The 19,523-nt window shown below is 60.9% G+C and carries 22 protein-coding genes; 7 read left to right on the forward strand and 15 right to left on the reverse strand.

Going from position 1 to position 19,523, the window contains the following annotated elements; translation table 11 throughout:
• Positions 1 to 199: hypothetical protein (locus RMQ97_RS09055; protein WP_413660549.1), on the forward strand; the 199-nt coding region annotated here is incomplete at its 5' end.
• Positions 200 to 454: 255 nt separating this feature from the next.
• Here the strand turns inward: RMQ97_RS09055 and RMQ97_RS09060 are convergent.
• Positions 455 to 886 carry a CBS domain-containing protein gene (locus tag RMQ97_RS09060; RefSeq protein ID WP_413660550.1) on the reverse strand — a complete coding sequence of 144 codons (432 nt, stop codon included), beginning with the start codon at positions 884 to 886 and terminating at the stop codon, positions 455 to 457.
• 294 nt (positions 887 to 1,180) lie between these two features.
• Between RMQ97_RS09060 and hfaA the strand changes: the two genes are divergently transcribed.
• Genes hfaA through hfaD form a run of 3 tightly spaced genes read left to right on the forward strand, consistent with a single transcriptional unit; the run spans position 1,181 to position 3,756 of the window.
• Entirely contained in the window at positions 1,181 to 1,621 is a 441-nt protein-coding gene (gene hfaA, locus RMQ97_RS09065) for a holdfast anchoring protein HfaA (protein WP_413660551.1), read from the forward strand.
• Positions 1,614 to 2,612, forward strand: a complete 999-nt coding sequence (gene hfaB, locus RMQ97_RS09070; RefSeq protein WP_413660552.1) for a holdfast anchoring protein HfaB — start codon at positions 1,614 to 1,616, stop codon at positions 2,610 to 2,612. The genes hfaA and hfaB overlap by 8 nt, the downstream gene beginning before the upstream one ends.
• A complete protein-coding gene (hfaD, locus tag RMQ97_RS09075) occupies positions 2,527 to 3,756 on the forward strand; it encodes a holdfast anchor protein HfaD (protein ID WP_413660553.1) in 1,230 nt (409 codons plus the stop codon). Before hfaB ends, hfaD begins: the two co-directional genes overlap by 86 nt.
• Positions 3,757 to 3,796: 40 nt before the next feature.
• Here hfaD and RMQ97_RS09080 read toward each other — a convergent pair whose 3' ends face one another.
• Complete coding sequence (locus RMQ97_RS09080; RefSeq protein WP_413660554.1) at positions 3,797 to 4,561, reverse strand: PhoH family protein; 765 nt, start codon at positions 4,559 to 4,561, stop codon at positions 3,797 to 3,799.
• A 280-nt stretch (positions 4,562 to 4,841) separates the two neighbouring features.
• On the opposite strand from RMQ97_RS09080, the gene RMQ97_RS09085 reads away from it, so the two are divergent.
• Positions 4,842 to 5,378 carry a gamma carbonic anhydrase family protein gene (locus tag RMQ97_RS09085; protein ID WP_413660555.1) on the forward strand — a complete coding sequence of 179 codons (537 nt, stop codon included), beginning with the start codon at positions 4,842 to 4,844 and terminating at the stop codon, positions 5,376 to 5,378.
• A gap of 53 nt (positions 5,379 to 5,431) precedes the next feature.
• On the opposite strand, the gene RMQ97_RS09090 is transcribed toward RMQ97_RS09085, so the two are convergent.
• From RMQ97_RS09090 to RMQ97_RS09100, 3 genes are all read right to left on the reverse strand, one after another.
• Positions 5,432 to 5,956, reverse strand: a complete 525-nt coding sequence (locus RMQ97_RS09090; RefSeq protein ID WP_413660556.1) for a DUF4339 domain-containing protein — start codon at positions 5,954 to 5,956, stop codon at positions 5,432 to 5,434.
• A gap of 114 nt (positions 5,957 to 6,070) precedes the next feature.
• On the reverse strand, positions 6,071 to 6,694 hold the full coding sequence (locus tag RMQ97_RS09095; RefSeq protein WP_413660557.1) for a PilZ domain-containing protein: 624 nt from the start codon (positions 6,692 to 6,694) through the stop codon (positions 6,071 to 6,073).
• Between the two features lie 57 nt (positions 6,695 to 6,751).
• Positions 6,752 to 7,312 carry a PAS domain-containing protein gene (locus RMQ97_RS09100; protein ID WP_413660558.1) on the reverse strand — a complete coding sequence of 187 codons (561 nt, stop codon included), beginning with the start codon at positions 7,310 to 7,312 and terminating at the stop codon, positions 6,752 to 6,754.
• Between the two features lie 225 nt (positions 7,313 to 7,537).
• On the opposite strand from RMQ97_RS09100, the gene RMQ97_RS09105 reads away from it, so the two are divergent.
• Positions 7,538 to 8,440: a hypothetical protein gene (locus RMQ97_RS09105; RefSeq protein ID WP_413660559.1), complete on the forward strand. Its 903-nt coding sequence runs from the start codon at positions 7,538 to 7,540 to the stop codon at positions 8,438 to 8,440.
• A 45-nt stretch (positions 8,441 to 8,485) separates the two neighbouring features.
• Here RMQ97_RS09105 and RMQ97_RS09110 read toward each other — a convergent pair whose 3' ends face one another.
• The 10 genes from RMQ97_RS09110 to RMQ97_RS09155 all read right to left on the reverse strand — a co-directional run bounded on the left by RMQ97_RS09110 (position 8,486) and on the right by RMQ97_RS09155 (position 18,780).
• Complete coding sequence (locus RMQ97_RS09110) at positions 8,486 to 8,995, reverse strand: hypothetical protein (RefSeq protein ID WP_413660560.1); 510 nt, start codon at positions 8,993 to 8,995, stop codon at positions 8,486 to 8,488.
• A gap of 78 nt (positions 8,996 to 9,073) precedes the next feature.
• Positions 9,074 to 9,556 (reverse strand): hypothetical protein, encoded by a 483-nt coding sequence (locus tag RMQ97_RS09115; RefSeq protein WP_413660561.1) that lies wholly within the window; start codon positions 9,554 to 9,556, stop codon positions 9,074 to 9,076.
• A 16-nt stretch (positions 9,557 to 9,572) separates the two neighbouring features.
• Positions 9,573 to 11,141 (reverse strand): ABC transporter permease/substrate-binding protein, encoded by a 1,569-nt coding sequence (locus RMQ97_RS09120; protein ID WP_413660562.1) that lies wholly within the window; start codon positions 11,139 to 11,141, stop codon positions 9,573 to 9,575.
• The gene (locus RMQ97_RS09125) at positions 11,138 to 11,914 is read right to left on the reverse strand and encodes an ATP-binding cassette domain-containing protein (protein ID WP_413660563.1); all 777 of its coding nucleotides are present in this window, start codon (positions 11,912 to 11,914) and stop codon (positions 11,138 to 11,140) included. Before RMQ97_RS09125 ends, RMQ97_RS09120 begins: the two co-directional genes overlap by 4 nt.
• Positions 11,911 to 12,135: a DUF3126 family protein gene (locus RMQ97_RS09130; protein ID WP_413660564.1), complete on the reverse strand. Its 225-nt coding sequence runs from the start codon at positions 12,133 to 12,135 to the stop codon at positions 11,911 to 11,913. Before RMQ97_RS09130 ends, RMQ97_RS09125 begins: the two co-directional genes overlap by 4 nt.
• Positions 12,136 to 12,262: 127 nt before the next feature.
• Positions 12,263 to 13,084: a serine O-acetyltransferase gene (cysE, locus tag RMQ97_RS09135; protein WP_413660565.1), complete on the reverse strand. Its 822-nt coding sequence runs from the start codon at positions 13,082 to 13,084 to the stop codon at positions 12,263 to 12,265.
• Positions 13,085 to 13,096: 12 nt separating this feature from the next.
• Positions 13,097 to 13,690: an NUDIX domain-containing protein gene (locus RMQ97_RS09140; RefSeq protein ID WP_413660566.1), complete on the reverse strand. Its 594-nt coding sequence runs from the start codon at positions 13,688 to 13,690 to the stop codon at positions 13,097 to 13,099.
• A gap of 36 nt (positions 13,691 to 13,726) precedes the next feature.
• Positions 13,727 to 16,864 (reverse strand): efflux RND transporter permease subunit, encoded by a 3,138-nt coding sequence (locus tag RMQ97_RS09145; RefSeq protein ID WP_413660567.1) that lies wholly within the window; start codon positions 16,862 to 16,864, stop codon positions 13,727 to 13,729.
• 4 nt (positions 16,865 to 16,868) lie between these two features.
• Positions 16,869 to 18,008, reverse strand: coding sequence for an efflux RND transporter periplasmic adaptor subunit (locus RMQ97_RS09150; protein WP_413660568.1), 1,140 nt, complete (start codon positions 18,006 to 18,008; stop codon positions 16,869 to 16,871).
• A gap of 127 nt (positions 18,009 to 18,135) precedes the next feature.
• On the reverse strand, positions 18,136 to 18,780 hold the full coding sequence (locus tag RMQ97_RS09155) for a TetR/AcrR family transcriptional regulator (RefSeq protein ID WP_413660569.1): 645 nt from the start codon (positions 18,778 to 18,780) through the stop codon (positions 18,136 to 18,138).
• A gap of 112 nt (positions 18,781 to 18,892) precedes the next feature.
• Between RMQ97_RS09155 and RMQ97_RS09160 the strand changes: the two genes are divergently transcribed.
• Complete coding sequence (locus tag RMQ97_RS09160; protein WP_413660570.1) at positions 18,893 to 19,522, forward strand: nitroreductase; 630 nt, start codon at positions 18,893 to 18,895, stop codon at positions 19,520 to 19,522.
• The last annotated feature ends 1 nt before the right edge of the window (position 19,523 follow it).

Below are 19,523 nucleotides of genomic sequence, written 5' to 3' on the forward strand. Positions count from 1 at the left end.
CCAGACCCAACAAGCATTCTCGCCAGATCTGCCAGCAACAAAACCCAACTTCCGTAAGGCCCGTCACCGAAGGGAGCGCGGTGTTTATGAAACCGCCGATCCCGTGTCAACTCATTCTTCAGAGTTTTGTCAGTTTTGTTTCAGCCCCGTTGAAAGTGACAAAACCACCCTCGCCGGCGCATCGGTGAAACGCCGCTGATGTAAACCCCGTCCAATGGGAGGCTCGGCAGAATGGCAAACATCGCCCCGACACACAAGAGATAAATCGCAGATCAATCTCAGTGGACTGTTCCGAAGAACCGTCCGGTGTGTGTCGCGCCGGTGTGTCCCGCCGCCGAGGTCGCGGTGTATATGCCCCCCTTTTCAGGACGGCAATCCCCCAATGCATAAAAAGTTCAAAAAAATGCGGGTCGAAACTGCGGCATTGCCCGAAGAGCCCTGCCCAGCAAGGCCATCAGCTCGCTGCAGCGCAAACAGCTTGAACCGCATCTTGCGGTGCATGCTTGGACAGCTGATGTTTCACCAGGTCGCCGATTGAAACCAGACCGCAAATCTGACCCGCGTCCAGCACCGGTAGATGCCGCACATGACGCTGTGTCATCCGGGCCAGCGCGGTTTGGACGCTGTCATCGGTAGAGGTGGAGACGAGACCCGGCGTCGTTACCTGCGCAATGGGGCGCCCGAGTGAGGCCGCTCCATGCAGGGCCAGTTCCCGCACGATATCGCGTTCACTGATCAGGCCGGTCAGTCGCCCCCGCCGATCCGTAATGACAAGGGCACCGATCGCGTGCGCATCCATGAGGGCAATCGCGCGTTGGAGCGCCTCCCCTTCATAAAGAGTGATAACGGCTGTGCCCTTGTGTTCGAGAATATCGCCAATCTGCATATTCGCCTCCCAAGCGCATTTACCCTAGCACAATTCCCTCGCCAATCCGACCTTTTGCGAATTGCCCCGAATTCAGACGCCCGCAGTGCGGTGGCGGAGCGCACGATTGTGCCGGAGCGAGACAGATGTGCGGGTCGAGGCCGGAAATTGCGTCCAGAATTGGCGCGTCGCCTGACAGGAGAGCGGTTTTTCACGGCTTTCCCGCCTCAGGCGTTCGCGTTTTCGGGGAAATAGACTGGCACGCGCATTGCAGCAGGGAGTGCAAAGACAAGATGCGCTCAAGGGACGACCCCGATGACCACAAGCCTGAGACAGACACTGTTCGCGACCGCCAGCCTGGCCATGGGCCTGGCCGGCACCAGCTCTGCGCTGGCCCAAACACAATCGCCCAATTTCGAAACCCCTTATGGCATGGGCTATGGCCAGGCCGGACGTGCCTACAGCGCGGCCAGCGCCACGGGCTCTGCCGTGGCCCGCGACAACCAGAATAACCGCGTTGTGATCGACGGTTTGATCCAGACCGGGGTCGGCGTTGCCAACCAGGTCAACGGGCAATACGGCCTGGGCGGCGTCGGCGCCGGAGCCACCGCGATCGGCAATCAGCTCAATGTAAATGTCACGGGCAATTACAATTCCGTCGTCATCAATTCGACCCAGATCAATAACGGCTCCGTCACCGCCCAGGCCCAGGCCAATGGCGAGACGGCCCATGCCGGAGACTCGCAAAATGACTAAGATGCGCGCCCTCCTCGCCTCCATGGCCAGCGCCCTGGTCCTGGCCGGTTGTGCCACGACGAGCCATCCCGGCTCGGACGGTCTATATGCCGCTCCGACCGGCGGTGCTCCGGTCACCCCGAATCCGACCCCGTATTCCGAGGCCCTGGTTTGCCTGGCGCATCACGCCCAGGCCCATAATCTCGCCTCTCCGCGCATCGCGGTGGGACGCCTGGCAGACTATACCGGGCGCGCCTCGCAGGATGGTGCCGGGGCGGCCGTCACCCAGGGTGCCTCGCTGATGGCCATGTCTGCCTTTGCCAAGGCCGGCGTCAATCTGGTGGAGCGTTTCGACACATCCGTATCCGAACTGGAATTGCGTTATGCCAATAATCGCTTGATCCGCGATGACCAGACGGGCCAGCGCCAGATCAATGCCGGATCAATCCCCGGCTCGAATTTCCACCTCGTCGGCGGCATTACCGAGCTGAACTATAATATCCGCTCCAACGGTATAGATGCGCTGGGTGGAGACCGGGTGGATGGCGATCCGACCGGTGTGTTCAGCCGGCGCCTGTGGGTCATGAATATCGGCCTCGATCTGCGTCTGGTGGATACGGTTACCCTCGAGGTGGTCGATGTGATTTCCTATCAAAAACAGATTATTGGCCGTGAGTTGAGCGCAGGCGTCTTCACCTTCTGGGATGATGCCGTGGTGGATATCTCCGGTGGCGGTTCCTCGCTGGAACCGGTTCAGCTGGCCGTACGCTCCGTGGTGGAACGCGCCGTGCTTGAAATTTCCGCCCAGCTCTACGGCGTCAACCCATCCCAGGCCTGCCAGTTCGATGATCCGATCGGCGGCGGCGCCTCCAATATTACAGGCGGCGTGAATGTCGCCACGGCCTATGGTTCCAGGGAGACATCCAATGTCCAAGCCCGCCAAAACATTGATCGCGGCCACGAGCAGCGCGATGACACTCTGCGCGGCTACCTTCGCGGACGATACGACTGAGATCCTGAACGGCCAGATCAATCTGAATGCGGCGATTCTCGCCGTCACAGAGGGTCAGGCCGACCAGGTCAATCTTGCCAGTCAGACCGCGAGCGCGATTGCCAATGCGGCCAGCATTGATGTCATCACACCGCATGATGTCGAGAATGACCAGCAATTCGGCGGGGATGTCGCCTCACGCGCGACCACTCAGGCCCGGGCGATCGACGGTCTGGCGACCACGACTGCGACCTCTCATGGCAATTCGCTGAGTGTCCTGGCGGACGATACGCTCGATATCCGCTCCACCCAGACCGCCGCCGACGGGGCCAGTATTGCGGCGGAAGCCACGCTGGCCGTGGAGGATTATGTCATGCATTCCGTGACGACGGCCGGGGCAAATGCCAATACCTATCAGGGTGTTGTCTATGGTGGTGAGACCAATCTCGACCTGCGACAGGACAGCGGCGCGCGCGTCACGGCCGATGCCTATGTCACTGCGCCGACCGGTGGTCTGGGGGATACGGCCACCATCGCAGCCGGTGCGAACGGGAATTCAATCCTGAGCGAGGGCTATTATCAGGCCCCGTCCCAGATTGTTGAGATTGACCAGGAGAACCGCGGTGAAATCCGGGCCCGTGCCCGGGCAGAAGCCGGCGGCGGCTCCGTGGCGACAACCGTCATCGCTTCAGCGCGCGGCAATGAAGCCCGGATCCAGAATGAAGACGGCTATGCCCATATGCAGGGGCAGCAGTCCAATTCCGGCACAGTCACGGCGCAAAGCGAGGCCGCCATTCCCCATTTCGACGTGGATGTGGTGACGCTGGGCAGTGAGGCGATCGGCAATTCCGTAGTGATCTCGAATTTCGGTGCCGATGCCTATAACGGCGTGGGTCAGACCAATACCGGCACCATTCTCGCCCAGACCTGGCAAACCGGAAACGAGGGCGGAGCCGGGTTTGCCACGGCAACGGCCTTTGGCAATGCGGCCTCGACCTATATCTGTTCGGAATGCCCTGTCACCGCTTACGGAACGGGAAGCCAGACCAATTCCGGTTCGGTCACTGCGGTGTCCAGCCAGTCTGTTAATACGGCGCCCTATCTGACAGGGTCGGCCACCGCGATCGGCAATTCCGCGACCTATCAGACCCGCCAGCCGGACTAGTGTCGGCCGGCAGGCCTGAAAAGGGTTATCCCTGTCAGTCTCAGAGGACCGTCAGCATGGTGGCGACCAGCGGGTGGCGCACAATGTCCTTGGAGGCCAGCCGACACACGGCCACATCATCGAGCTCATCCATCCGGTCAGCGATTTCGGCCAGCCCGGACATTTCCGGCAGAAGGTCAGACTGCGCCGGATCTCCTGTCACCACCATGGTGGAATTCCAACCCAGTCGTGTCAGCAGCATTTTGAGCTGACCGAAAGTGCAATTCTGCGCCTCATCCACCACCACAAAGGCGTTATTGAGTGTGCGACCGCGCATATAACCGATCGGCGCAATCTCGATCAGGCCTTCAGCCATCAAGGTTTTCAATCGCTTCGGCGAGAGGCGATCGGCCAGGGCGTCGTAGAGCGGGCGCAGATACGGTGCCAGCTTGTCTTCCATGGCGCCGGGCAGGAAGCCGATGGATTCGCCCGCCTCAACGGCCGGACGTGACAGCATGATCCGGCTGACATCGCCGCGTTCGAGCGCCTCGACCCCCTTGGCCACCGCCAGATAGGTCTTGCCTGTGCCGGCCGGCCCCAGGGCCATGACCAGATTGAAACGCTCGATGGCGTCCATCAGCTTGGCCTGACCATCCGAGCGCGGCTTGACCGTTTTTATGAAACGCTGGTCCCGCATGGGTTCCTTGTCGTCCGGGCTCCAATTGGTGCCGGGAAACAGGGCCCGAACCTCGGCCTGATCTTCCTTGTAGGCATCGGAATTGAATTCACCGGCTTTCTGACGACGTTTGACTGACCGCTTACCCATGGGGGCTTCCTCCACGCATGAAAAACCCCTCAACCAAGGGCAGAGGGGCAACGACTCGAAGATGGGGTGAAATCAGGGACTCGAACGCCCCGGGTCCTGAAGGGACCGCCTGGGGTGGACTATGATGCAAACACGACATCAGCGTCGTCTGCCTCCGTTCGAGAACCGGACCGACTCAAGCTTGCGCTCGAATCGTGTGGACAGTGTCAGTGTAGCGTGGTTGAGAGAGTCTGAATCCAGTTGTCTTGAATAATTCACGTATTTTCCGGGGAGATAATAAATGACTGTCTATGCTTTGGGCGATTCTGCCCCGCAATGGCCCGAAACCGGCGAATTCTGGGTTGCCCCGGGCGCCATGGTGATGGGGAATGTCATTTTGAAACGTAACTCCAGCGTCTGGTATGGTGCTGTTGTGCGCGGAGATAACGACCCGATCGAGATCGGTGAAGATGCCAATGTCCAGGACGGTGCCGTGCTCCACACAGATATCGGCTTCCCCCTGACCATCGGCCGGGGTGTCACGATTGGCCACAAGGCCATGCTGCATGGCTGCACGATTGGAGATTATTCGCTGATCGGCATTGGCGCGACGGTGCTCAATGGTGCCAAAATCGGCCGCAATTGCCTGATCGGAGCCCACGCATTGATCCCCGAAGGCAAGGAGATTCCCGACAATTCACTGGTCGTGGGTGCGCCGGGCAAGGTGATCCGGCAACTGGACGAGGACATGGCTGTGATCCTCAAAGCCTCGGCCGATCATTATGTCGAGAACTGGCAGAAGCATAAATCGGAACTGACCCCGATCGAGACACCCTGAGGCCGGAGCTGCCGCCCATCGCGCTTCAGTCCGTCAGTCCCAGCTCGGGCGGATCAGTCCGCCCGGCTCCACAATTCGCGGATATTCTGGTCCGCATCGCGCCCCAGATTGAACCAGGCTGCCCGGTCATGGGAGGCATCGATCACCAGAAGGCGATCATCACGCTCGAGCATGTGGCTGAGCTCATTGCGCAAGACTGCAGACGTGGTGGGGCCGCGCAGCAGCCAGACACCGTGGGTCACCGGCTCCAGATCGCCATAGGCGCGCAGGGCCGTTTCGAATTCCGGACCATTATCAGATCGGATTTCGCTGATAATCACGAAATTGGCCGGCCGAGCGCCCGGCGTGACACGCTTCTCCGGCTCAGGGCCCTTGCGGCTTTCCTCAAGCCAGGCACGGATTTCAGCCTGGTCAGAGGCCTCACCCCAATCCGAATCCCGTTTTGTCGACACCTGGGAATGAGCCGCAATGCGCCCTTCGCTAACGAAGGACCGCATTTGAGCCGGAGTATATGGGCCATATACCCGACCTTCGACTTTTACGAACCAGGCCATAGTGATTCCATCATCGCGAGGCATTGGGTGATCTCTCTCGCTTCAACACACAACTGACGCTATCACCCCGATACGGCAAGAATCGGGCCGACACACTGCGTACACGTAAAAAGCGACGTTTTTCGAACAATTTTCGACTCAGGCAGCCTGATCGCCGCTTTCTTGGGCACGGGGGGGATCGAACATGACTGCGAAACCATTGTCCAGAATGCGAGCCACACGGCCTGTCATTTCACCCACTTTAACAACCTCACCGGGCCTTGGGCGCTCTAAACACTCGAAAGCTGCCCCAGAAACGGACACATCAATGACATTCGCCTGAATCACCACGCCATCTTCCAGAATGATTCGGGCGCGACCCCGACCGGGTTTACGAGGTGCGACCCGATCTTCATCCAGACCGAGACGGTCCTTGTTATAGCGCCAGGTAATGGCATCGGCGAGCTTGTCCCGTTTTCGGGCAGGTGCACTGAAACGCAGCGAGAATTCCTGCCCAGCCGCACGCACGACCTTGCCCTCGATGCGCCCGATGGAGGGAATCATCATGACAACACGCTCGTCAGCAGAGGGAGTGACGCGACAAGCGATGCGGGCACCACCCGGAGATATGTCCAGAAGGGCACAGGCGTGCTCACCCAGGGCCTCTGTCCAGAAACGACCATGCAGTCGCAAGGGCAAGCGGGCGTGACGACGACGCTCATCCGCGCCGCGAGCCGCGATCTTGATTTTCCTGCGATCCAGTCGGCCGGGTTCATCCAGCATCACATACCTCCGCAAGAGTGTGAAAATACTCCCGAGGTATTAACGAGCGCTTTCAGATCACGCGTGTCCCGTCAGTCCCTCATCGTAAGGGTGTCGTTCCCCGTTAAGGGCAGCGAACGGCCCGGAGGTCAGGACAGGGGGGGTGATATCCTTCAACCGAAGGCGGACGAGCGGACGCCCGCCCAGGTCATCACTGGCGTGCAAAGGCTGAAGCAGACCCAGTGTCCGGTCGACCGATCCCTCCGCCCCCCGCAGAGGAAAGAGCGCTAATTCCAGCGGCAGAGCCTGCATTTCCAGGGTATGAGCCGCAATACGGGCATAGGCAGGAGACCCACCAGCGAGCACCGAATCGAGTAGAGCCTGCATGTGGTTGCGATCATATCCGCGCCACAGGCTCAGGAAATTCTGGTCGCGAAACTCTCTTTGAAACAGATCACACAACTGGGTCCCGGCCAGCCGGAACACGTGATGATCCCGGTCCATACGTCTCAAAATGAAAACATGGCCCAGAAAATCCGAGAGCTCCTGCGGCGCGATCGCGGAACGCAAGGGTGTCGTCCCCGAATTGCGGCGTGACAGCCAGTAGGCATGAAGCGCCTGTGTGTGTGCGTGTCTCATTGATACAGTCCAAAACAATCAAGCCGGATCGAAACACTGCACGCCCCAAGGCGCTCCCGGTTCAATCCATGACCAAAAGGTTTTCAAGATCGGGGCCATACTCCTGAAAAGCGAGAAATGGCAAAGCGTTCTCCTGTTTCGGGCGTGAGCCGCCCCGGATGACGGGCAAAAATCAAAACTGGCCCGCGCATTGCAGCACCCGGTGTGAAACTGAGGAGAATCGCCATGCGCGTATCAGCCCGGCACGTTCTGAGTGTGGCCCTGACATCGCTGACCCTAACTGCTGCTGCCCCAGCCCTGGCCGGTGGAGGCGGTGGCGGCGGTGGTGGAGGTCATGGCGGCGGCGGGGGTCATGGCGGACCGCCCAACTGCGGTGGCTGCGGCCATGGTGGCGGTCACACCGTGAATGTGCCGAACATCAATATTCACGGTCCAACCGTGAATGTCGGCGTGAACGTCCATTCCAACGTCTCGGTTAACACCAATATCACGGCCAATGTGAATGCGGTCGCCAATGCCAATGCGAACGCCTCGGCATCGGCCAGCGCCCTCACCGTCATCAATTCATCCTACTATCCGATGATGTCGCCGCCCGCGGCCACCGCCATTACCGGCCTGAATGTTGTCGGTGTCGAGCACGAGAGCGCGTATGAGCTGGTCGAAGAAGAACGCTCGCGCATGATCGAGGAATGGCGGGTTGTCCGCGCCGTGTGCGTGGACGACCGGGGCACGCCGCACCCGGCATCCCGCCCGACACCGGATGAGCGTGTCGATGCCATTTATGAGGGCGAGATCTTTCGCTGTATGGCCGGCACGGCGATGCAGGTCACAGTTGGTTGGCGCCAGGACGGAGCCGATCGCTGGGAAAATGCCCCGACCCTGATGTGCCGCAAAGGTGAAGCCCTGCGTCACGTGCCTGGTGGCACGCTCAACTGCGTCACCCAGGAACCGCGCCGCAATTGTAATGAACGCTCCTTGCTGCGCATGCACGGCCCGGGGGTCAAACTCATCTTCATCCGCCGCGAGGAGCGCTACACCGAAACCGTGCGCCGCGAAGTCGCGCGTGAACACTCTTCCAGCACCCAGATGACGCTCATGCTCGATGGTGGCGTCGGCGGGTATCGCTGATCCGATCAACACCACTGCCACTCAGGCAAACTCGCCCGGCATGTCTCATGCCGGGCTTTTTCTTGGTCCCGACACAGATGCAGAGGGTGTGGACCGCATGGCGGCCAGCTCCCTCAGGGTCAATGGCAACAGGGTTGAGTTGTTACGGCGGCCTCGAAAGGTCCAGCCCAGCGCGAGAAGGCCCAGCATCACCAGCCAGAACATCGGACTGGCCGCCCCCCCCTCCAGCCAATCGCCAAGCCCGCTCTGCAATGACAAAAGCATCACCAGCGCAAAGGCTAAAACGACAAACGGGCCCAATGCGAAGCCCGACCTTCTGCGGCCTGCGCCCGCGCGGCCATCGCGAAAATAGGGCCCCTGAATCCGCGCAAAATCGACCAGTCGCTCAGGGTCAATCCAGTCAACGACGTCGGAGAAACGCCGGCGGTCATACCCGCACGCCCGGTTCAGCGCCATTTCGGGGCGAAGACGTTCGCCGTTTTCAGGCACAAACCCACGTGTTTCCAGCAAGGTCACGGCCCGGTTCACCCAGGCATCATTCGACAAATTTTGCATGTCATCCCCGGCATGATGCAAAAGCGCTCCGCAAGGTGCGGGGCCTCTGACAGATCATCAATGCCGGACAGCGTCAGATCAATGCACCGTTTGGTTGCCAAGCCTGTACTGCGCCAGCATGCGGAGAGTGAGCACATATTCCTTGGTGGGATCAAGCCCCAGCTTGCGAATGTAATGTTTCGCACGGGCCTTGCGCTGCTGCACGATCGAATAATGGACAAAGATTGCCGCAGCGATCACCGCCCAGAGGAAGAGATGTGTCAGACCGAGCCAGTTGGGCACAAAGACAGCCACCGCAAAGGCCGCACCGCCGCCCAGGATGAAGTCCAGTGGCCAGCCTTCAGAAGGCTTCATATGCGCAAGCGCCGGAAAAAAATCCTTGTCGACCGAAGCTTCCGGATCAATGCGTTCCAGCAGGCTCTCAAGGTCGGCAACCTGACGGACATAGGTCTGATTGATGGGCGTGTCGCCATTGATGCGCGTTGCGCCCTGGGGCAGGTCGGCATTCATGATGTCGCAGGCCCGGCTGACCCAAGCCTCGGTGTCCAGACGTTCGCTCATTGCACGCAGTCACTCTTCATCGGCGGCTGTTCAGTGTCTCGTCCAGCCAGCGCGCGACCTCGCCAGAGGTCTCCTGATCCAGATCGGCCCGGCGATTGGCTTCACGCATCAGATCGCCATCGATCGCTCCAACAAGACCGGACAACGAATCCGCCAAGCCGGGCGTTGCGGCCGCTTCGGGCGACAGCAGGATGACCGCATCATAGGGCGGCAAGACCGCCAGGGGATCGTCCAGCACAACAAGGTCAAAGGCGGCGATCCGACCATCCGTGGTATAGGCGGAGATAAGGTCGACCTGACCATCGCGCACGGCACCATACATGAACGCGGCATCCATGGACCGGGTCGACATGGCATTCAGACCGTAACGATCACGCGTCTCGGTCCACTCGCGACGGGCAAAGACTTCCGCATCACCCCCCACTTCCAGATCCCCGGCAAGAGGTGCCAAGTGGGCCAAGCTGGATACGCCCAGGGCCTCGGCCTGGTCCCGGCGCATGGCAAAACCATAGGCGTTTTCAAACCCCAGTCGTCCCAGAACGATAATGCCGGTTTCCTGCTGGAGCCAGCCGGTCATTTCGGCATGCATGACATAACGATCCACGGGCTCCGATCGGTTCATCACCGTCGCCCAGATCGTGCCGGTATAGTCGATATAGACATCGATCTCGTTATTGCGCAGCGCATCAAACACAATGGCTGAACCCAGATTGTCCCGGCGCTCCACACGTGCCCCGGCCGTTTCCAGTCGGCGCTGCATCAGATCCGCGAGAATGTATTGTTCGGAAAAGGCCTTGGCACCCACCACCACAGTTCGACCATCCAGCCCGGCCTGTGTGGCATAGAGCGCTTCGACCTCGCTCGAGCGGTTCTCGAAATCAGCGCTTCGCACCAGGCTGGGTGTCAGCGCCAGGGCCAGGCACAGGGCGAACACAACCGACACCCCGACAGCCAGATCACGGCGTCGATCCCGCGCGGAGATCTCCAGCAATCGCGCCATCTGGTCCAGACCAATGGCCAATCCGGCGGCAAACACGCAGCCGAAAATGACCGACAGCCAGTTGCGGGTCTGAAGCCCGGCGAAAATGTAATTACCCAGGCTGGGAGCCCCGACCGGAGTGGCCAGCGTCGCAGCGCCGACAACCCAGACCAGAGACGTGCGCAAACCCGCGACAATCACCGGCAGCGCCAGGGGAATATCGACCTGCCACAAGCGTTGACGATGCGTCATGCCCAGCCCGCGGGCTGCCTCGCGCACCACCGGATCAACACCTTGCAAGCCGACAATCGTATTTCTCAGGATCGGCAGGATGGCGTAAAGCATCAGGGCCAGAAACGCAGGTTGATACCCGATCGTGCCGCCCAGCAAAGGCACCATCAGGGCGAGCAAGGCCAGGCCCGGTATGGTCTGGATCAGTCCGGCGATAAAGAGGACCCAGCCCGACAAGACGGGTCTGCGTGCTGCATACACACCCAGTGGCAGGGCCAGGGCCAGTCCAACCGCGATGGCGGCAACCGACAATAAGAGATGTCCGGCGAGATAATCGGGCAATTCGGCCCAGCGTTCGGCGAGATTGGCGTTCACAGGTCCAGCTCCCGGATCCGGCGCATTTGCCGACGCGGGGTCTCGAGCAGTTCGGACACGTGGTCATGAGCCGGGTTGTCCAGTAATTCCCGCGGCTTGCCGATTTGCAGGATCTCGCCCTCTTTCATCACCGCAATCCGGTCGGCCATGATCAGGGCCTCGGCCATGTCGTGAGTGACCATCACGGCGGCAAAACCCAGTCGGGCCTGGAGTTCGCAGAATTCCTGCTGCAGCAGGTCGCGATTGACCGGATCGAGAGCACTGAACGGCTCGTCCATCAACAGAACATCCGGCTCTCCCGCAAGCGCGCGGGCAAAACCGACACGCTGACGCTGTCCGCCGGACAGTTCCGAGGGCATTCGATCACGATAAATGCCGGGATCGAGACGCACCATCTCCAGAAGGGCATCAACACGGCGGGCAATACGGTCACGCTCCCAGCGCAGGAGACGCGGAACAATCGAGATATTGCGCGCCACCGAAATATGGGGGAACAGGCCATCGCCCTGCATCACCCAGCCCATGGCCCGGCGCAGCAAGACGGGGTCCATCGTCTCCACCGGCTGGTCTTCATACAAAATGGAACCGCCCGAAGCATCCTCCAGGCGGTTGATCATTTTCAGGGTCGTGGTCTTGCCACACCCGGATTCGCCTGTCAGGGCCACCAGCTCGCCCGGATAGACATCCAGGTCGACCCCGCGAACCGCATCCACGCCGCCGTCATAGGTTTTGCAAACCTGGCTTAGCGACAGGACAGGCGAGGCAGATGTCAAAGGTCTTCCAGATCGATGTCGAGAATGGTGATCTCGAACGAGAAGGAGGTTTCACCCTCATCGATGATCTTGGACACCACGCCCATGCATTCATCGCCGATATAGATCTCGGCGCACTCGTCCGGACGGTTCCGGCGCTGCACAACCAGTTCAGGGTTCAGCTTGGAGGACAGGAAGCTTTGCAGTTTGGCTTCCTCGATGGCGGTAATATTCTTGTCCAAGGGAATTCTCCGGCAGGTCAGGGGATTCGTATGAGCCCTAATAAACGCATGCAACCGCACTCCGTCCAGACCAAGCCTGTCATGAAGTGTGCATCAATCGTGTATGGAGCGATCCGCCTGCGCTAACTCAGGCCTGATCCGGCAGGATCTGGTCCATGGAGCGAGCGGGTTCCGGGCAGCAATCACCGACGATCTTCGCCGGCACACCTGCCACGGTGCAATTGGGCGGCACTTCCTTGAGTACGACCGAACCGGCGGCGATGCGGGCACCGTCACCGACCGTGATATTGCCCAGAACACGCGCGCCCGCGCCGATCATCACGCCTTTGCCAATCTTGGGATGGCGGTCTTCATGCGCCGCACCGGTTCCGCCCAGCGTGACCTCGTGCAGGATGGAGCAATCATCACCCACGACGGCCGTTTCACCGATCACCACGGACGTCGCATGATCAATCATCACCCCTTGCCCGATACGGGCGGCCGGGTGGATATCGAGTCCGAAGCGTTCCGCGACACGGCTTTGCAGGTGAAACGCCAGATTTTGACGACCTTCATTCCACAGCCAGTGACTGACACGATGGCTCTGCAGGGCGTGAAACCCTTTAAAATAGAGGAAAGGCTGCAACAGCGACAGGCTTGCCGGATCGCGCTCGTCAATAGCGGTCATGTCCGCGGCCGCGCGCTCCACGATCTTCGGATCGCTATTGAGCGCCTCGATCGCCACGTCGTGGGCGAGCATGGTGTCCAGCTGGGCATCCGCCAGCTTGGCGGCCAGGCGATAGGCCAGCGCAGTCTTGAACTTGGAGTGGCGCAGGATGGCGGCATTGAGGAAACTGGCCAGGATGGGCTCTTCAGCCGCTGCGGCCGCCGCGGCCACACGCAGCCGGGCCCAGACCGCATCCACGCCCGACCGGGCTTCGATTGCCGTGTTCTGTGTGCTCGCGCTCATCAACTCATCCCTTCAGTCCTGGCCCAGCAAAACCTGAGCAATAGTGGGGGATAGCTCCCCTTCCCGCGCCATGTAGTAAGTACGCAGAAGAATTGTAATGGTCAGTGCGTCCTTTATCTGCCCGCTCATCGCCGCCTGCAAGGCTGACATGAAGGGGACACGACGAAGTGAAAGCACTTCCGTACCCTCCGGTTCGGCCTCTCCCTGCGTCAGATCCATGGCCAGAAACCCGTAGGCATGCTCGTCGGTGATCGAGTTGGAGAGATCCATCCGAAAGATTTCCTGCCAGGACCGGGCCGTGAGCCCCGTCTCCTCTTTCAGCTCGCGCCGGGCACCGTCGAGCGGGGTCTCGTCCTTTGGGCCGCCGCCTTCCGGGACCTCCCAGCTATAGTGATCGGTCGCGAAGCGATGCTGCCCGACAAGCGTGACCGTGCCATCCGCGTGAACGGGCAAAATGGCCAGAGCCCAGTTCTTCGGCGACATGACGCCATATACGCCCGGCGCCCCGTCGGGCCGGATCACGTCATGGTCGGTGATCTGCATCCAGGGCGTGTCATAGACGGTCCGCTTGCCCGTCACCGTCCATGGCCCGCGTCGCTCATTCATACCTCGCCCTCCTGCGATACCGGCGGGCTGTCTGGCCTATTCGGCAGGGATGGACAAGTTTTTCCGCCGCGCACTGCGCTCCGCGAGCTTCTGGGCGATCTGTCCGCGCCGTGCCGACACCCGCACCAGGGCCACAAAGGCGGCCGGCGCAAACACCAGGGCGAGGATCGCAGACCCGGCCACCCCTCCGACCATGGCCGAGGCGAAGGGCAGCCAGAAACTGTCCCCGGACATCAATAACGGCATGAAACCGCCGATCGTGGTCAGCGTGGTGGAGATGATATGTCGGGTCGCATCCGTCACCGTCTCCTGGACAGCGTCCGCTTCGAGACGTACGGCAGCCGGATTGGCCTTCAGCGCCGACAGCACCACGATCGAGCCATTGATCGACAGCCCCATCAAGCCCATCGAACCGACAATGGCATTGAACCCCATGGGCGTCCCGAACAACCAGACGCCAAACATCGCCAGGCCGACCGACAGGAAGGCCACCACAAAAATCACCCCGGCATATCGGAAGGAGTTGAAGGCCAGAACGACCGAACCGATCATCAGGATCATCAGCGGCAGGGCCGTGGAGAACAGGTCGGCCATCGCGTCACCGCGCTCGGCCGCCTCCCCGCCAATCTGCAGCTCATAGCCCGGCGGCAATTGGATATCGGCGACCTCAAGGGCCTGGAAGAACTGCTCCAGCGCAGGGGCCGGCAGGGTAAAGGGTTCGAGATAGCCATAGATCGTATTGACCCGGCGACCGTCCTCATGGGGGATGGAGGCAATCTGCGGGGCCAGGGTCACGGATCCCAGAGCGGAGACAGGCGAGGCCAGTTCTGTTCCGCCGCGCAGGGGCAGTGGCGCAGACGAAACCGCCGCAACACTGGAGCGGCGACCATCCTCGGCGATCACCCGGATTGGCAATTCTTCCAGACCTTCCAGAACACTGCCACCCGTCACACCATCCAGATCGCCGCGCAGACGATCCGCCAGATCGCCCAGGCGCAGACCGGCCATCTCGGCCGCCGCCTCGTCCGCCATGATACGCGCGACCGGTTCACCGGTTTCCAGGAGGGCCATGGTGTGAGTGATCGTCGGGGTCTGGCTCAGCACGGCGCGAATCTCGTCGCCCAGCCGGTCCAGCTCGTCCAGTTCCGGCCCCACCAGGACGAGTTCGATAGGCGCTGGCACGGGCGGCCCCTGCTCAAAAGGCAAGGCAAGGAAGCGGGCCTCGGGGAAATCGACCAGCAGCCGGGCCTGCAGCTCCGGCAGGATACGCGCTGTCGTGGCAGGTGAGTCCGTGCGGACAAAACCAGCCGCATAATTGGGCACGCCCGACTTGTTCGACACCACATTGTAATAGGTCCGCGGTGCGCTCTCACCAATCACCCAGCCGACCGATTCCACGCCCTCATAACTCTCGATAATCGCCCGTGCGCGCTCGGTCTGACGCAGGGTTTCCTCAATCGAGGCCGAAGACGGCAATTCCAGTTCCAGCTGGAACATGTCGCGATCGGTCGCCGGGAAAAACTGCATCGGCAGTGTTGAGGCCGCGACAAAACCCGCAATCGGCAAAAGACACCCCGCGACCAGCCCCGTCCAGGGCCGCGCAGTGATGGCGTTGAGCATATCGCGATACAGTCCGGAGAACGGACCGGCTCCCAGCCCCTGTCTCCAGAAGCGTTTGGGACCTTCCAGCGCCGTCTCGTCGTCGAACCAGGCGGCAAAAGCAGCCACAACGGTCATGGCCAGCAGGAAGGAGGACACGACCGCGAAAATCACGGAAATACCGATCATCGAGATAAACTCACCCGATGCGCCGGGCATCAGTGCGATGGGCGCGAACGCAAAGACCGTGGTCAGGGTGGAGGCCAGAAGGGGGGCGAACAAGTGCCGGATGGATTTGTCCAGCGCTTCGACAATGCCCAATCCCTTGTGGCGCATCAGGCGGAACTCATCCACCACCACAATGGCATTATCGATCAACAGCCCCAGGGCCACGACCAGACCTGTCACCGACATCTGGTGCAGGGGTTCGTCATAGATGCTGATCAGGATTAAAACCGCGAGGACCGTCAGCGGCAGCGCCGAGCCGACAATCAAGGCCGCGCGCCACCCCATCATGAAGAACAGGACCGCAAACACGATCAACGCTGAAAAGGCGAGATTGCCCGCAAGGCCGTTGAGGCGTTTTTCCACATACTCGACCTGTCGGAACACCGGAATGACCTCGATGCCCGGAACGCTGGCCGCAAACTCAGCAACAACGGCATCGGCCCGCTCGGCCCATTGGTCGACACGCAATTCGGGCTGGAGATAGGCGGCGACAAAGACCGTGCGGCGCCCGTTATACGTCCCCAGGCTGTCGGCGGGGTCACGCGCCGCCTTGATCACATCCGCGACGTCGCCCACCCGCACAAAGGCGCCACTGCCATCCTCGGCCAGCGCGATGGAGCGGATCCGGTCCAGACTGTCGAGTTCACCGGCAATCTCGACATTGAGATCGGTGGTTGAGGAGCGCAATTCGCCCGCTGGAGCCTTGGCATCGGCCCGGGCGATCAACGCCGCCATGTCAGAGACCGTCAGACCGAGCGAGGCCAGGGTATCGGGATCGGCAACAACACGGACTTCTTCCTCAACATCGCCAAAGACCTCGGTTTCATCGGTCCCGGAGAGATTGCGCAATTCGTTTTCCAGATCGCGCGCCAGACGGGTGAGGATGGCCGGGTTCTCACGCCCCGCCTCACCCCAGCTGAGACCGACAATCATCGTGGCGGCGCCCAGATATTGACGCTGCACATCCGGAGCTGAGGCCCCGGGCGGCAGGAAGGGACGCACGCTCTCGACCTGTTCACGGATCTTCGTCCAGGCCTGGTCCACCTGGGTCGGGTTCAGGTCCTCGCGGATCTGCAGCGAGATCACCGACACACCCGAACGGGAGCTGGAACTGGTCTGATTAATCTCGGCCAGTTCGTGGATCGTATTCTCAAGCGGTTCGGTGATCAGCGCCTCAACTCGTTCGGCAGACGCGCCGGGAAAGGCCGTCACGACCAGGCCGAAACGCTCGGTCAGCGACGGATCTTCCTGGCGACCCAGTGTCATGAAGGCGCCCATGCCCGCTGCCACCAGCAGGAAGACCGACAGGAGGGTCAGGCGCGAATAGCGATAAAACAGCGTGCTCATGTGATCAGCCCCCGGTGCTCAGACCAGCGGTCTGTTGCGCAGGTTGAACACGCTGGCCCGGCGTGACGCGCTGGAGGCCTGATGCCAGCAGGAGTTCACCATGAGCGACCGCGCCGCGAACATAGACCCGTTCGGCCTCGATCCGGATTGTTTCAACAACGCGCGGTTCCAGCACATGGGCGCCGTCCTGTTCGACTAGTGCGTAAACGGTCCACAATCCGCGCCGACCCTCTGCCAGTGCAGTGGTGGGCACCCAGAACCCATCGGAGGAGATCTCCGTCTCAATTGCCAGTCGCGCCACTTCACCCGGTGCGGCCGAGGCCGGATCCACAAGATCAAACACAGCGGCGACCGTGCGAGTCTGGCGATCAACAACCCCGGTCGACGCTCGCAGACGCGCCTCCACGCGTGAACCTTCGGCGTCAAATGTGTAAATCCGGCCCGGTTCAAGTGTGTCCGCAACGTTCAACGGCAAACCCACCCGGATCTCCAGCGCCGTGTTTTCGATGATGTCAAGAATGGGCAGTCCCGGGGAGGCCACAGCGCCTTCATCCATATGGCGGGCGGTGATGACACCGCTAAACGGGGCAGTGATGACCGACAGGTCCAGCTGTACACGCAGAGCATCGGCTGCGGCATCCGCTGCATCACGACGCGCAGCGGCAGCCATGGTTGATGTGCTCAGCTCGTCAAAGCGCTGTTGGGAGATATGGCCCTGTTCCAGAAGACGTCCTTGACGGTCCTCGGTCTCGCGGGCCAGGGCCACCTGTGCGCCCGCCTCGGCGGTCTGTGCATCAGCGGCAGCGATCTGGGCTTCCAGAGCCCGGGTATCCAGACGGGCCAGGAGATCACCGACCTCGACCCGGTCACCGACATCCACAGCGATGTCGTCAATCCGTCCGCCGCGCTCGAACCCGAGAGCACTGTTACGCCGGGCGGCGATAATGCCCGGGAAAAATTCCGCGGTGACCGCATCGCCGGCCTGTTCGACGGAAATCACCGGAACAGGCAGGGGCGCAGGACCAGCACGCTGAGCTGTGGCATCAGCACGCAGTGACGTGATGCCAAAAACCATGACAGACAAGGCAACAGCCGCGAACCCGACCGTTGCCCCGGCACCAAAACGTTTCGTCAATGCGGACATGACGCGCACCCTTCTTCAGACTGATGCGCAATATAGCCCCACGAATGGCGTTTGAGAAGTGAACGGCGTTCACAAATATCTGTATATCCCGCATGCGAAGACTTTACGCATACGTCACCGGATCAGATCAGACGGCCAGTCCGCGAATGATCATCTCGGTATGAAAATCCAGCACCTGATCGCGGGTCACATGTTCTGAACCGGGCATGCCATTGGGGAAATCATCAAGCGATACCAGAAGCATGGTCAGGCCATGCAGGCTGGCCCAGACGCTTTTTGACGCGACGCGCGGATCGACTTGGCGGAACAGGCCTTCCTGCATGCCCTGGTCAATCATGCCCACCAGAGCCTGTTCCGCATCATAGGCGGCCTTCTCGTTTTCAAGACTGTGCTGGTGTTCTTCCAGATGCGGAGCCCCGAACGCCATCCGGTAGTGATTGGGCTCTTCCATGCCGGTTTCCATATAGGCCCGCATGCAGCGCGAGGTGAGGACACGCACTTCCCCGCCTTCATCCATCGCTTCGCCGATCCGGTTCATCAGACGTTCGAAGAATAATTCCCGGATGGATGTGAACAGATCATCCTTGGACGAAAAATATTTATAGATGGCCGCAGGCGAGTAATCGATTGCTTCAGCCAGGCGCCGCATAGAAATTCCGCCCTCCCCCTCTTTCGAAAAGATGGCTTCTGCGGCATCAATGATGGCTTCACGGACCTTGCGTCGACGGCGATCCGCCGGACTGGTCTCCTCGATAGCGACTCGTGCGGTCATTCTTTTATCTACTCCGACAGCAGCCCCGTTTCCAAGGCATCCCCCTACCCATATAACGAGGCCGTCATACAAACGTCAAAGACACAATCCCCAAGGGCGAGAAGCGTACACCATGGACAACTCCACATTCACCCGACGACCCGAATTCGGCGAACGGCTTGAAGCGTCTCACAAATCCGAGGATACGCTAACCCTTTTGACACACCGCCGATCGACCGCTGCGATTGGTATGACCGACCCAGGGCCAACCGCGGACGAACGCGATCTTCTGCTTCAAATCGGTGCGCGCGTCCCCGATCACGGCAAGCTGGCGCCCTGGCGATTCGTGATCTTTGAAGGCGAGACACGGACCCGGTTCGGCTCCGAACTTGCCAGGATCTTCCGGTCCCAGAACCCGGAGGCCACGGACGAACAGGTGGCATTCGAGGCCAACCGGTTCAACCGTGCGCCCCTGGTCATTGCCGTGATTTCCCGGGTCGATGAGCGACACAAAGTGCCCGTCTGGGAACAGGAATTGTCCGCCGGTGCGGTCTGCCAGAACCTGTTGATTGGCGCGTCTGCCCTGGGATATGCCGCCCAATGGCTGACCGAATGGTACGCGTTTGACCAAGCCGCCAAACACGCCCTGGGTCTACAAGCGGGTGAACGGGTCGCGGGCTTCATCTATGTCGGAACAGCCAAGGAACAGCCCGTGGAACGCGCGCGCCCTGGTGCGGATATTCGGAACTGGACCCCCGCCTGAG

This window comes from Maricaulis sp. D1M11 (assembly GCF_047308265.1).
In the GTDB taxonomy this organism is placed as follows: domain Bacteria; phylum Pseudomonadota; class Alphaproteobacteria; order Caulobacterales; family Maricaulaceae; genus Maricaulis.